The 12,614-nt window shown below is 53.8% G+C and carries 9 protein-coding genes; 3 read left to right on the top strand and 6 right to left on the bottom strand.

The genetic code is table 11. The annotated features are described in order from the left end of the window. Positions 1 to 5: 5 nt before the first annotated feature. From OQ371_RS13035 to OQ371_RS13010, 6 genes are all read right to left on the bottom strand, one after another. On the bottom strand, positions 6 to 572 hold the full coding sequence (locus OQ371_RS13035; protein WP_265994208.1) for a dihydrofolate reductase family protein: 567 nt from the start codon (positions 570 to 572) through the stop codon (positions 6 to 8). 32 nt (positions 573 to 604) lie between these two features. Beyond that, positions 605 to 1,087 (bottom strand): VOC family protein, encoded by a 483-nt coding sequence (locus OQ371_RS13030; RefSeq protein WP_265994207.1) that lies wholly within the window; start codon positions 1,085 to 1,087, stop codon positions 605 to 607. A gap of 204 nt (positions 1,088 to 1,291) precedes the next feature. Next, positions 1,292 to 2,284, bottom strand: coding sequence for a carbohydrate-binding family 9-like protein (locus OQ371_RS13025; protein WP_265994206.1), 993 nt, complete (start codon positions 2,282 to 2,284; stop codon positions 1,292 to 1,294). A 205-nt stretch (positions 2,285 to 2,489) separates the two neighbouring features. Further along, a complete protein-coding gene (locus OQ371_RS13020) occupies positions 2,490 to 4,637 on the bottom strand; it encodes a glycoside hydrolase family 31 protein (protein ID WP_265994205.1) in 2,148 nt (715 codons plus the stop codon). Positions 4,638 to 4,790: 153 nt separating this feature from the next. Beyond that, positions 4,791 to 6,467 carry a SusD/RagB family nutrient-binding outer membrane lipoprotein gene (locus OQ371_RS13015; RefSeq protein ID WP_265994204.1) on the bottom strand — a complete coding sequence of 559 codons (1,677 nt, stop codon included), beginning with the start codon at positions 6,465 to 6,467 and terminating at the stop codon, positions 4,791 to 4,793. 12 nt (positions 6,468 to 6,479) lie between these two features. Beyond that, positions 6,480 to 9,794 (bottom strand): SusC/RagA family TonB-linked outer membrane protein, encoded by a 3,315-nt coding sequence (locus OQ371_RS13010; protein WP_265994203.1) that lies wholly within the window; start codon positions 9,792 to 9,794, stop codon positions 6,480 to 6,482. Between the two features lie 61 nt (positions 9,795 to 9,855). Here OQ371_RS13010 and OQ371_RS13005 point away from each other — a divergent pair, with 61 nt between their 5' ends. The 3 genes from OQ371_RS13005 (at position 9,856) to OQ371_RS12995 (ending at position 12,611) form a co-directional block, all read left to right on the top strand. Continuing rightward, complete coding sequence (locus tag OQ371_RS13005) at positions 9,856 to 10,332, top strand: hypothetical protein (protein WP_265994202.1); 477 nt, start codon at positions 9,856 to 9,858, stop codon at positions 10,330 to 10,332. 450 nt (positions 10,333 to 10,782) lie between these two features. Further along, positions 10,783 to 11,685, top strand: coding sequence for a helix-turn-helix domain-containing protein (locus OQ371_RS13000; RefSeq protein ID WP_265994201.1), 903 nt, complete (start codon positions 10,783 to 10,785; stop codon positions 11,683 to 11,685). A gap of 80 nt (positions 11,686 to 11,765) precedes the next feature. After that, positions 11,766 to 12,611: an SDR family NAD(P)-dependent oxidoreductase gene (locus OQ371_RS12995; RefSeq protein ID WP_310586635.1), complete on the top strand. Its 846-nt coding sequence runs from the start codon at positions 11,766 to 11,768 to the stop codon at positions 12,609 to 12,611. Positions 12,612 to 12,614: the final 3 nt, after the last annotated feature.

The following is a 12,614-nucleotide window of genomic DNA, read 5'->3' as shown; positions in this document are numbered from 1 at the left end:
CAAAATCAACCTTTTTGATAATGCAGTTCAACAACGCCGTTCTGGTACACCTTGCTGGTTATCAATTGAAGTGGCAATTGGGCTTCCGTATCCGCAAACAACTTCTCGCCCTGACCCGCCACGACGGGATGAACACCCAGCACCAACTCATCAAAAAGATTTAGTTTCAGGAACAACTGCCAGCTTTTCAGCCCACTTTCTACCGAAATATTTTTGCCATCGCTGTTTTTGAGCTGTTGGATTTGCTGCGCCAGCGAATCGGTATCGTCGAAGAACAATTGTTCTGAATGCTGCCAGGTCAGGTCCATCGGGGAGCGTGAAAAAACGATTTTCTTGATGTCATTGATTTTCCGGGCAAACCGGCGCTCCGTTTCGGATCCGAAATTTGGTTCGGCCTGCTGCCAGTAGTCCGCCAGCCCGGCGTAGCTGTTGCCGCCAACCAGAATCGCGTCCAGCGTATCGTAGTACGCAATGGCGGATTCGAGGATTTCATCGCTCAGTGTCATCCATTTTTCCGGGTCGGATGCAACACCATCGAGCGACATTTGCAGGGATAAGATTAGTTTTCTCATTGGATAACGAAAGTTTAGTATTCCGAATTTATTCAGACCGTAACCTGCTCAGCCGCCTGTTCCAGCGCGGCAATGTCAATTTTGGACATTTGCATCATGGCCTGCAAGACGCGCTGGGCTTTCCCGGGATCCCCGCTCTGCAACAACTGCCCCAGAGCCGCCGGAATGATCTGCCACGACACCCCAAACGAGTCTTTCAGCCAGCCGCACGGGCCGGGTTGCCCTCCACCGGCGGTCAGCTTTTCCCAATATTCGTCGACCTCCTCCTGGGTTTCGCAGTGCACAAAAAGCGAAATCCCTTCGGCAAACTTAAAATGCGGACCGCCGTTTAAGGCCGAAAACGCCTGCCCATCGAGCACAAAGGAGACGGACATAACGGTCCCGGCCGGTACGGGTGCGCCTGCTCCGTAGCGGCTGATGTGGTTAATCCGCGAGTTTTTGAAAATCGACGTGTACAGCAAAGCAGCTTGCTCGGCCTGGTCGTTGAACGTCAGAAAAGTGGTGATCTTCTGCATGTTGTTTACCTTTTGGTTCAGTGCCAAAGGTAAAGCAGACCGCCCGGAACGAGGGTGGGCAAAAACGACATTGTTAGGGTTAAATAAGACAAATTCCTGAAAGCCCTTTTCAACACCGTGAGTTCCCCAAAATCAAGATGAATGAAATCATTGAGAACAGGCAGTGATCGGAAACCAGCCTTGCACAGTCCGCAACGGCTTTCCCTACCGGGTCTTGTTGGAAAACGTGATGATGGGGAAACATTCCGGAACGTGCGAGTCCCAGACGCGGTGGGAGTTCCACGCCCAGCCGCCGTGGTCGTCGGCGGGGGCGGCTTCCTTGTAGGTGTTGAAGCGGGAAAAATCGATGCGCCAGTTGTCGTTGTTTTTGGGAGGCAGCGCACGGTTATCTGCCTTGGCAATCCACTCCATGCCTTTCCAGGGAAACGCCAGCTCGACGGTCCATTTGCGGTCCCGATCCTTGTTGTTGTTGATGGTCCCGTCGATATGAACCGCGCTTTGCAGGCCCGGAAACCGGAAGTCCCAGGAGCCGTAGCGCAGCCCCCGTGGGTGGTGTTTGTAGCCTACCCCGTTAAACTTCTTTACATTCGGGTTCGATAGCGCAAAGATCGGATTCTGGTCGTAACCGCCTTTTTCGTAAGCTTCTTTCCAGATAAAAAACGCTTCGTAGCGCGTTCCAAAAGAATTGATTTCAAATTCGTAGTAAGTATCCTTTCCGGCGATAAATACTTCAACGTCGTTGTCCGTGTAAATCGGATCGTTATGGTTGGTCAGCTTGGCGTTGATGAAGGGTTCCTCTACCCAGAAGGCCACGTACAGATTCTCGTTATCCCAGCACACGGCGGCCCGGGTGTCGTGAATGGTGTTATTGCCCGAAACCAGATCGACAAACCGGGGAGAACGCGGAATTTTGGTCCAGATTTCTTCGTCTAGTTTTCCGTCGATAACGGGCGGCTTGGCGGTCCGGTAAGCCGTGTAGCGTTCGATGGTCTTTCGGTCGCAGGGGAAGGCCCATTGGGCCGAATCGCCCGCAGCTGTCCGCCCGGTTTCGGTATTCCGGGCATTGCGCCGGTTGGTAGCGTCAGCCGGTTGGTTTTTTTCACTGAAATCCGTTCGTACACTGGAGCCCTGGAAGAACAGCAAACCAAGGGCAAGAACAAAAAACGAGGGCAAACCAACCGGGCGATATTTTTTCATTCGTATTCTGAAACGTGGTGACAGCGGGATGAGGTGAACGGGCAAATATAGCCTCTCCGAAGCGTAGTAACCTATTTATTTTTGCGGGAAGCCGGATGGAGCCGGTTTGCGTCGTGTTGTTGAGCCGTATTGATTCAGACCCAACTTGGCATACGTTATTACTATCTATACCATCGCTTATCAGTAATAGTTTTCACTTCTACCCTCACTCCGTCATAAACCGCCACGTCACCTTCCCGACGGTGTCCGGCTTGCCCTTCTCAGCCGCCGACATTCGGCCTTTCCACCTTCCGTTTTTCTGCCGCTCAACCTGGATCAGTCGCCAGCTCAACTGGCCTTTTTCGTAGTTATAAGTTTCGCCATCGTCGTCGTACAGGCGGTATTGCGCCGGTTTTTCGCCGTAATGCCGGATTTCCAGATCGACCTTCTGGCCCGGTTTGGGCGCGTGCAGCATCGGCGGCATCATCGGTACAACCCCGCCATCTTTCACAAAAACCGGAATTTTGTCCAGCCCCGGCGTGACCGTAATGACCTCCCCGTTGCCGGCATACTTGCCCGTGTAGAAATCGTACCACTTTCCTTTCGGTAAAATCACCTTGCGCGACGACTGCCCGGTAAACATCGGCGCCACGAGCAGGTACTCGCCCGCCATGTACTGGTCCTTAATTTCCTTCGTAAGGGCTTCCTGATACGGGTTTTCGCCCAGGTCCGTTACGGCGGTTTGCTTCTCCACTTTCTCCATAAAACCGTCTTCCAGATTCAGCGCCCGGAACGGCGGGGTGCCTTCGAAGTGGTATTTGGCAAATTCGGTGTACCAGTACGGCATCATCTGCATCCGGAGTTGCGCAACGGCCTTCACCTGCTCGGCCACGTCGGGGAACGACCACGGTTTGGTGCCATCGGCCCAGGCATTAATCATCGCCATCGGTGAAAAACAAACCGACTGAAACCGGCGCAGCCACTCCTCGCCCGTCTTCGACGCCCGCACTTCCGGAGTCCACAAAACGCCCGCAAATCCGCTGTTGATCACCCCCGTAATAAAATCCTGGTGGCTGTAATTGTCGTTGTAAATCACGTACGGAAACGACGAGCCGCCCGCGTTCGATGCCCGCACCAAGCCGTAGGTGCGGGTGTTGCGGTTGCGGTACAAATCCGTGCTCTGCTTCTGCACCAGCAACCCGTAGGTCTGCCGCATCTGCTCGGCGCTGATGCCTGACGGAAACGTGGCTACGTCGGGCCACAACCACGAATCATTACCATCAACCTCATCAATTTTATACCCGCTGACGCCGATGCCCACGTGATCCTTGTCGAACTGCCGCCAGTAAATATCCCGCGCCTGCGGAATCGTCAGATCAGGCACGGCCCCGACCCAAACCGTGTGCGAACCGCTGAACGGTTTGATCTGCGGAAAGATCGACGCGTCGGGTGAAACGTACGGATTGGTCCACAGGTTAATGCGGACGTTTTTACTGAGCATGTCTTTCACAAAACCGGCCGGGTCGGGAAAACGGGTTTTGTCCCACTCGAACGTACACGGATACGATTTGCTCTGCCAGCCGGGTTCCAGACCAATGAAATCCAGCGGATATTGCCGGGCTTCAAACTCGGCCGCTTCCCGCCTTACGCTGTCGGCAGTATAAAGCCGGTGGACCCGCTGCGTAAAACCGAGTCCCCAGCGCGGAGGCAGACACCCTCCCCCATTGAACAGGTTAAAACGCCGGACCACTTCCATTGGCTTCGGGCCGCCCAAAACGTAAATTTCAACCCCCTCGGCCGGAACCAGCATTTCAACGGCGTCGGAATACGGATGGGCCGACCAGTCCTTGTCCGTGTTTCGGTCCTGCGCTTTCGGGGCATTTTTACCGTCCAGCCGGGCCGCCGACCCGGCATACACCGTGATGTAGCGGGCTGAATTGACGAAAACCCCGTAGCCGTTGGACGACACATAAAAAGGCGTCGGCGAATGGGTCCGGCCGTTGTCGCGGTTGCCGTAGTGGTCCATGTGCAGTTGCAGGATCTTTCCCCGCTGATGAACCGTCTGAAAGTTCAGGCCAAAGCCGTATAACTGCTCTCCGCGTTCAAGCGGAAAGCGCAGGTACGTCTTTCCGTCTACCACCTTCACCGAAATGTCTTCTTTGGGCAGCGGGAAACCGGTTTTGGGCAAGCTGGCCAGTGCAGCGGTATTGGGTGGCACGCCCGCGGCCGTCAGCAGGTTGTAGGCTTCCGGTTTGCCAACGGAAAGTTTCCAGACACCGGGTGCGGTTTCGGTCCAGGAGGATTGGGCGAAACCAGCAATGCTCCAGACCAACAGGAAAAAAAGGACCGGGAATCGTTTTTGGGCAGTGATCATAAACATGAAAGGATAGTCGACAGCAGGGTATCCAATGCTGAAAAAGCGCTTGCGGCCAATTCTACTCAATTGGAGTTCAGGGCACAACGTTTTTGAAAAGCAAAAAGCCATTGAGAACAACACTCAATGGCTTTCTTTATTGGCTAACCTTTTTTACCACGGTTTCGATGTGCCCTGTATGAGCCACATTCTGGCATAATGATGATCCTTGCTCTGGCCTGTTGGAATAAAGTTGGTATTGCCCAATCGGCTTACGGCATCGTTGTAATTTGCGATGTACTTGGGGTCCAGGTTGGGCGTCGGATACATGTAACGAATCGGCAGGGCCGCGCCGAATTGCGCCACCGGACCGGTTTTGAGCACGGGGTAGCCTGTCCGTCGCCAGTCGAACCAGGATTGGATGCTGAACCAGGACGAGATCCATTTCTGCTCTAAAATCCGTTCCTGCTTGTTTTCAGCGCTGGCGTAGCTTACTCCGGGTTGCGCATAATACGTTTCAAAATTAAACGAAGCGGCTGCCAGTGCCCCCTCTTTGTCCATCGACGCCTGAACCGCTTTTTTGTAATGCGCTTCCGCGTCGGTGGCACCAAATCCGCCGAGCAGGGCGGCCTCCGCCAGAATAAACTCAACCTCCGGATAGTTCATGAAATTCATGGCTACGTAGGGGTCGGCATTTTTCCGGTACCGGTCGTGAATGAACGAAATGTAAGGATTTTGCTCGTTGGGGTAGACCGATACATCATTTCCTTTGTTGTAGACGATGCCCTGCGTAATGGGAAGCCCGACCGGCAACCCTACGTACAGGTTGGTATCGGCACTGGAGGCCACGTTGGGGACGTAGACCACGGAATACGTCTCCCCGAACAGGTTTGTGAATGACTTCGTAGTTTCCGTTTTCACGTTGGCATCCCATTTTCTCCGTACCGGATTGGCCCAGCGCTGTAACCTCGGGTCCTTCAACTGAAGCAGCTTGTCAACCAGTGGTTTGGCCGGTTTGGTCAGCCAGTTGAAAGTGGCCGATGCCAGCGGGCCGCCGGGCTGGGCGTTGTCGGAGTTGGTCCCCAGGAAAGCAATGGTGGCATCATCCGACTTGCTGGTGAAGGCACCCGCGGCCGCTTCCCTGAACTCGGTTTCAAGATTGATCCCCAATGCTGCCATCTCCGCCTTTTTATCGGCCAGACGCAGGGCGTAACGCAGCCGCAACGAATTGGCAAACTTCCGCCATTTGGTGGCATCACCCTTATACATCACATCCGACGTGGCGCTTACCACATCCTTGGCGGTCAGGTTCTGAAGCAGTTCGTCCGCCTTTTTCAGATCGGTCAGGATGCCTTTATACACATCGGCCTGGCTATCATATTTTGGAAAAAACGACCCGGTGCTGGCCTTCAGGGCCTCGCTATAGGGAATGTCGCCGTAGAGGTCGGTGAGCAACCCGTAGAGCATGGATTTCATGGTCAGCCCGATGCCCTGGAACAGTTTGTTGTCGTCCCGCACGCCGTTGTCGTAAATGATCTGCACGTTTCGCAGGATATCGTAGTAGCCGCCCCAGCCTTCCTGCCCCCAGGCATACTGATTCGTTTCGGCCGCGCCTTCGTTTGTTCCCGCCTGCATGTACTGCATGGCGGCAGCAATCTTGGAACTGTTCTTACCCAGACCGAACACCAGTTTCCCGCTGTTGACCAGTGAATAAGTAAGGACGTAATTGGAAGACACATTTTCGGGACTGTTGGGGTTCTTGTTAATCTCGGTGAGGTCCTCTTTACAGGCCGATAGCCCCAGACACACCATCGCCAGCAAGAAGGCTCTCCATGTTTTTATCGTTTTCATTTGCGCTTCCAATTAAAAGTCTACATTCAATTTAGCCCCGAACGAACCCGTGAAAGGCAGTACGTTGTAATACTCCACCCCCTGCGACCAGCCCACGCCGTTGGGCCGGAAAGCCCGTTCGGGGTCGAGCCCCTTGATACCGGCCGCCGTCCACATAAAGAGGTTGTTCGCGACGAACCCAACCGATGCGTTCTGCAAATGCAGTCGATTGACAAAGGCTTTGGGCAGACGGTAGGTAATCGAAACTTCCCGTACTTTCACGTACGTAGCACTGTACATGTTTTTTTCGGCAAACGGACGGTTGGCGTAGCGGTAGGCGCTGAAGGGATCCAGCCATTTACTGCCGGGACCGCCCAGGTTTTCGGTGTAAACCGTGTTGCCGTTGGCATCTTTGGTGGCCAAAACGCCCGGGTTCAGGCTGGCGTCCTGCACCCGTCGGCCCGCTTCCACGCTTCCTTCCGGCCAGGCGAATCCGTGGTATTCGGCATTGCGGCCGCCCACCCAGCTACCCAGGTATTTGTCCGGATTTTCTTTGATCTGCTCGTCCAGGCGTCGGTTCGGGTCGTAGGTTTCGCCGGTCAGGGTTTTTTCCAATTGTCCATTGTTGCCCAGGAACATCATCGTATTGGAATAGAACGACCCGCCCAGGCGCCAGTCAACGTTGGCGAATACTGTAAAGTTCTTGTAAGTGATCGACGGTTGAACGCCCATCAGAAACTTGTGGTTGAAGTTGCCGATCTTTTTCAGGTTGTTTACGTCGTTGTCGGTTTGGTAAAGCCCTCCGCTGGTCACGATTGGATAGCCGTAGTACGGCGAATTGGTGTCTTTCACCCGCAGGATCGGTGCCGCATAAATATCGCCCACCTGACCTCCCTCGTACGTCCGTACTTCAGCCCCGGAGTAGGACGCAAACGAGAAGTACTTGATCCCGTCCGCCAGTTGGGTGATGTAAGTACGGTTCCGGGTCAGGGTGAAGTTCATATCCCAGGAAAAGTCCTCCGTTTTGATGGGCGTCGTGTACAAAGCCAGCTCGAAACCTTTGCTTTCCACCAGTCCGGCGTTGATCTGCTTGGTGTTCGCACCGGATTCGATGGGCGTCACAATCGACAGAACCTGGTTTTTGTTTCCCCGCTGATAGAACGTTGCATCCAGTCCCAGCCGGTTGTTGAGGAATTTCAGGTCCACACCGATCTCGCTCGAGGTGGCAATTTCCGGCTTGAGGTTCGGGTTGGTGAGCGTTCCCCCCATGAACATGCTTTTGGCCGCACCCCAGTCGAGGGCGGTCTGGTAGATGCGGCTGTACGCGTAGGGCGCTACGTCGTTCCCCACCTGCGCATACCCCGCCCGGATTTTGGCAAAGCTGACCCAACGCGGCATTTTGACTATTTCCGAAGCGATAACGCTAAAGGATGCCGACGGGTAGAAATACGAATTGTTGCCTTTCGGCAGCGTACTGGTCCAGTCGTTCCGCGCGGTCAGATCGAGGTAAACCATGTCTTTGAAGCCAATCGAGGCTGATCCGTACACCCCGTAAAGTTTCTTGCGGTTCAGCAGGCTGTTGTAGGCAACGGCACCGGGCGCACCATTGGAAATGTTGTAAACGCCGGGCACCACCAGGGCCGTTGCCGACGTGGCCAGGCTCCGTCCGTATTGCTCGAGTCGGTTAAAACCGCCCAGGGCATTCAGGCTCCAGTTGTCGCCGAAATTTTTCCTGTAGCTCAGAATCAGGTCCAGGTTGGTTTCCTTGTTGTAGTTGTTGGAAACCTGATAGGCCCCATTCGGAGCCTCGAAGTTGTTGTAGGCCTTTTTCGCTTCCAGGATTTCCTCATACGAGTCGCGCGAGTACCGGCCGGTGATCAGGAAGTCCTTCGTGATGTCGTAATCGAGCTGGATTTTGCTCACCACCCTGTCGCGTTTGAAGCCGGTGGGATTTTCGTACACCAAGTAGAAGGGATTGTTTTGTTTGTCCTTGTATTTCCGCTGCGCGATGCCCTCCTGGCCCGGAAGCCAGTAGTCGCGCAGGTCGTTTATGTTTACCTGGGAGCCGGTTTCGTATACACTCCGCACCACATCATTACGGCTTTGGTCGATGATCGGCCGGTTGTTGGAGCCCGATTCGGTGATGTTCATATTTACCGAGGCCCGCAGCTTGTCGGTCAGGTTGTAGGTGGTGTTCAGGGCGAGCGTCAGGCGGGACAGATCGGTGTTCGGAATGATGCCGGTATTTTTCATATTCCCGAGCGACAGCCGGAAGCTTCCTTTGTCGTAGTTGCCGTTAATCGAGACGTTGTTTGTGTTGGTAATCCCGGTCTGGAAAAAATCCCGGAACCGGTTGGGGTACGAAACCAGCGGCACTTTTTGTCCGTTGCTGTTCCACAACGCCCATTGCTCACCTTTGTCCAGCGCAGCGCCCCAGCTTTCATTTTCGGGCTCTTCCAGGATGTGCGCCCCCGTCTTGCCCGACCCGAATTTGTTTTGAACCGCTACGTACTGCAACGGAACGTCGGCCACCACGGCAGTGTTCAGGGACACGCCAATTCCCTTTTTACCCCCCGCGCCGGATTTGGTCGTGATCAGCACAACCCCGTTGCCCGCCCGCGAACCATACAGGGCTGCGGCACTGGGTCCTTTCAGCACGGACACGTTAGCAATGTCATTCGGGTTGATGTCGGAAATGGGGTTGCCCATGTCAGCGCCCCCGAAGCCGTTGTTTAGCTTGTTGGCCACTGGAACCCCGTCAATGACAAAAAGCGGCTGGTTATCGCCGTTGAGGGAGTTGGCCCCCCGGATGATCATGCTCACCGACGACCCGACGCCCCCGCCCATCTGCGAAATCTGCACCCCGGCCACTTTGCCCGACAAGGCATTGAGGACATTGTTCTGGGGCGTTTCGGTGAGGGCCTTGCTCTCGACATTCCCGACCGAGTAGCCCAGCGACCGCTTTTCCCGCTTGATCCCCAAAGCCGTCACAACGGCTTCTTTCAGCGTGGAAACACTTTCGGTCAGGCTGATATTGATTACTTTTTGGTTGGCTACGGCAATTTCCTGGGTGTTAAAACCGATGTAGGAAAACACCAGCGCGGGAGCGGCCCCACTCACGTCAATTGTATAGTTGCCGGTGCCGTTGGTGGTGGTTCCGACCTGCGTTCCTTTCAAAACGACGTTGACCCCCGGCAGCGGGGTACCATCGACAACCGAAGTCACTTTTCCCGTAACCACTTGCCGGGCCGTTCCCTGCGCCCAGGCCGGGCCTCGACATACACCGACCAATCCGGTAAAAAGCAGAGCCCAGCGGAAGAGGAATCTACCAGTAGATTTTGTTTTCATAAAGGGTTTAGAAATAGAAGGTTTTGCTTGAATAGCCGACCGGCTGAAATGGTCGGGTAATTTGATTGCCCAGAATAGTGCCTTTCTTTCCGGCACGACTGGCGGAAAAATCAGAATGCTAAACGAGCTCTCGGGATCGACGGTCTCAGAAAAGCCGTACTGCGGATGCAGTTTGCAACGTTTCTTTTATAAAATACTGCCAGTCAAAGGCTTTCGGCTCTTTTCTTGGATGGGCGGGTTCTGCGCAGGCCTGCCGGATCAGTTCAGCTCGGTCGGCGGTTCGCAGATGGTTCAGACACTGGTCTCGCAGGTGCTGGAAAAGATACGCTTTAAATTTCCGTTCGGGTTGGAGCGCCAGACCGTTCTCCTCAATCTCCCTGAAAACGTCACTTACCAGCCTTTCAGCTACCATTTTATCTTTTATCAACGACTCACAAAACCGCAGGGCAACGGCCTGGTAGTCGATGGCCCTCAAGACCATTTGATCTTCCTCGGTTACTCGATACGGCAGTTGTTCATTCGTCGTCAGCATGACTAATATGCGTATACGTCAAAATTTTGTCCTGTTTTCTGCTCTGGTTCAGGTGCCTCTTACCGGTGCCCTGTTCTTCCGGTTATTCAGGAGACGAGCATTTTGTTCATAATAAAATAATACACTTTATTGCAATCACCTCAGGGCCATTCCTTAGTATAGGGGACAACAGCATGTATTTCATTCAATAATATCACAATATTATAATAAACAAGGCCAAGTTCAATATACATTTATACCAATTCACTGTACGATTTTACCACAAAAACAAACCGGTATTTTCTTTAACAACGTAAAACCAGGATGCCTGTGAAATGGGCCTGTACGGATTCATCAGGAGTATCCAACGGCTGATACCTCTTCCTAGTGATTACCTTTTCTGCCCCGTTGGGCAGGCAAATCGGAGACCGTTTCGGAGCTATTTCGTAAACTAGTTTGAATTTTGTAAGTTTGATCATGGAAAGGACTGAAACACTCGAAGACTTTTACCGGATTAAATTCAACTGGCTGCCCAGCAACCTGCAACAGGACATGGGGCATTTCAACGTTTTCCGGCTGGAAGATTGCCTCGGCCACGGGAAAGAACCCATTAAATATAGCCGCCGGGATTACTACAAAATCACGCTGATCCGGGGTCGAAACGTGTATCATTACGCCGATAAGAGCCTGGAAGTCGATGGTCCCGCGCTGTTGTTTTTCAACCCGCAGGTGCCCTACAATTGGGAACCCTTATCTGACGCTATTACGGGCTACTTCTGCATTTTCAAGGAAGGCTTCTTTACCGAGAAGATGAAGGGCAGCTTAAACGACCTTCCCCCCTTTGCCATTGGCGGAAAACCCGCTTACCTGCTCGGTGGTCCTCAGCATGAACAGATTGTTCAGCTTTTCCAGAAAATGCTGGACGAAATTGAATCGGATTACCCGTATAAATACGACCTGCTGCGGAACTACGTGATGGAGCTGATTCACTGCGCCATGAAAATGCAGCCGACCGAAACGTTGTACCAGCACACAGACGCCAAATCACGGATTACGGCCATTTTTACGGAACTGCTGGAGCGCCAGTTTCCCATTGAATCACCGACGCAACGGTTTCGATTGCGCTCGGCGCGAGATTTTGCCGAGCAGCTTTCCGTGCACGTCAACCACCTGAACCGCTCAATCCGGGAAACCACCGGCAAAACCACCACTGACCACATTACCGAGCGACTGGCCAGCGAAGCCAGGGCCCTGTTGAAACACACAGACTGGAATATTTCTGAAATCAGTTACGCCCTGGGTTTTGAAGAACCGGCCCATTTCAACAACTTTTTTAAGAAACAGACCCGGTTAACCCCTTCCGCCTACCGCACTGTTTGAATTTTGCAAGTATCGGTTTGAAAACCGCAATGCCTGCCCCGGCCCGGTAACCTACTTTTGTTCCATCAAAACAAACAAAAATGATGGACACTCCTAAAGTTTGGTTTATTACCGGGGCTTCGAAAGGACTGGGCCTGAGCTTGGTAAAACAGTTGCTGGCCAACGGTCAGTTCGTTGCGGCCACCTCCCGCCGTCAGGATGAGCTCCTGCAAGCCGCCGGTCCGGCTTCCGACCACTTTCTTCCCTTACAGGTCGATCTTACCGACGAAAGCAGCGTCGCCAACGCGCTTGACAAAACGCATAGATCGTTCCGGCGCATTGACGTGGTGGTCAACAATGCCGGGTACGGCATTGGCGGGAGCATTGAAGAATTAACGGATGAGGAAACCCGGCAGGGCTTCGAGGTCAATGTGTTTGGCTCCCTGAACGTGATCCGGCACGCTCTGCCTTATCTGCGCGCTCAGCAATCCGGCCATATTATCAATATTTCGTCGATTGCCGGAATTTCGGCCAGCAGCGGCTGGGCCATTTATGCCGCTACCAAATTTGCCATGGTTGGTTTTTCGGAAGTCCTGGCCGACGATGTAAAGGAGTTCGGGATCAAGGTCACGGTAGTGGCACCGGGCGCTTTCCGGACCCGCTTCCTATCATCCGACTCCCTGGTTCTGGCCCAAAAACCGATCGATGCGTACACCAGCGTCCGGGCTTCGCACGCCAAATACAAACAGATGGACGGCGAGCAGGCGGGTGATCCGGAAAAGGCCGCAGACGCCTTGATCCGGCTTGCCGACGAAGCCAACCCACCGGTTTATCTCCTGCTCGGCAGCGATGCCTACCGGCGCGCCATGAACAAGCTTGATGTTCTGAATCAGACCTTTACCAGCCACGAAGCGCTTACCAAGTCGACCGATTTCCCGCAGTCGTGAGCC

The sequence above is a fragment of the Larkinella insperata genome (assembly GCF_026248825.1).
GTDB classification, from domain to species: domain Bacteria; phylum Bacteroidota; class Bacteroidia; order Cytophagales; family Spirosomataceae; genus Larkinella; species Larkinella insperata.
The sequence above is the reverse complement of the archived record's forward strand: the minus strand, read 5'-3'. Positions and strand labels throughout refer to the sequence as shown.

Excerpts from the sequence above, each read along its gene's own strand:
- OQ371_RS13035 (WP_265994208.1), bottom strand. The coding sequence starts at position 572 with ATGAGAAAACTAATCTTATCCCTGCAAATGTCGCTCGATGGTGTTGCA.
- OQ371_RS13030 (WP_265994207.1), bottom strand. The coding sequence starts at position 1,087 with ATGCAGAAGATCACCACTTTTCTGACGTTCAACGACCAGGCCGAGCAA.
- OQ371_RS13025 (WP_265994206.1), bottom strand. The coding sequence starts at position 2,284 with ATGAAAAAATATCGCCCGGTTGGTTTGCCCTCGTTTTTTGTTCTTGCC.
- OQ371_RS13020 (WP_265994205.1), bottom strand. The coding sequence starts at position 4,637 with ATGATCACTGCCCAAAAACGATTCCCGGTCCTTTTTTTCCTGTTGGTC.
- OQ371_RS13015 (WP_265994204.1), bottom strand. The coding sequence starts at position 6,467 with ATGAAAACGATAAAAACATGGAGAGCCTTCTTGCTGGCGATGGTGTGT.
- OQ371_RS13010 (WP_265994203.1), bottom strand. The coding sequence starts at position 9,794 with ATGAAAACAAAATCTACTGGTAGATTCCTCTTCCGCTGGGCTCTGCTT.
- OQ371_RS13000 (WP_265994201.1), top strand. The coding sequence starts at position 10,783 with ATGGAAAGGACTGAAACACTCGAAGACTTTTACCGGATTAAATTCAAC.
- OQ371_RS12995 (WP_310586635.1), top strand. The coding sequence starts at position 11,766 with ATGATGGACACTCCTAAAGTTTGGTTTATTACCGGGGCTTCGAAAGGA.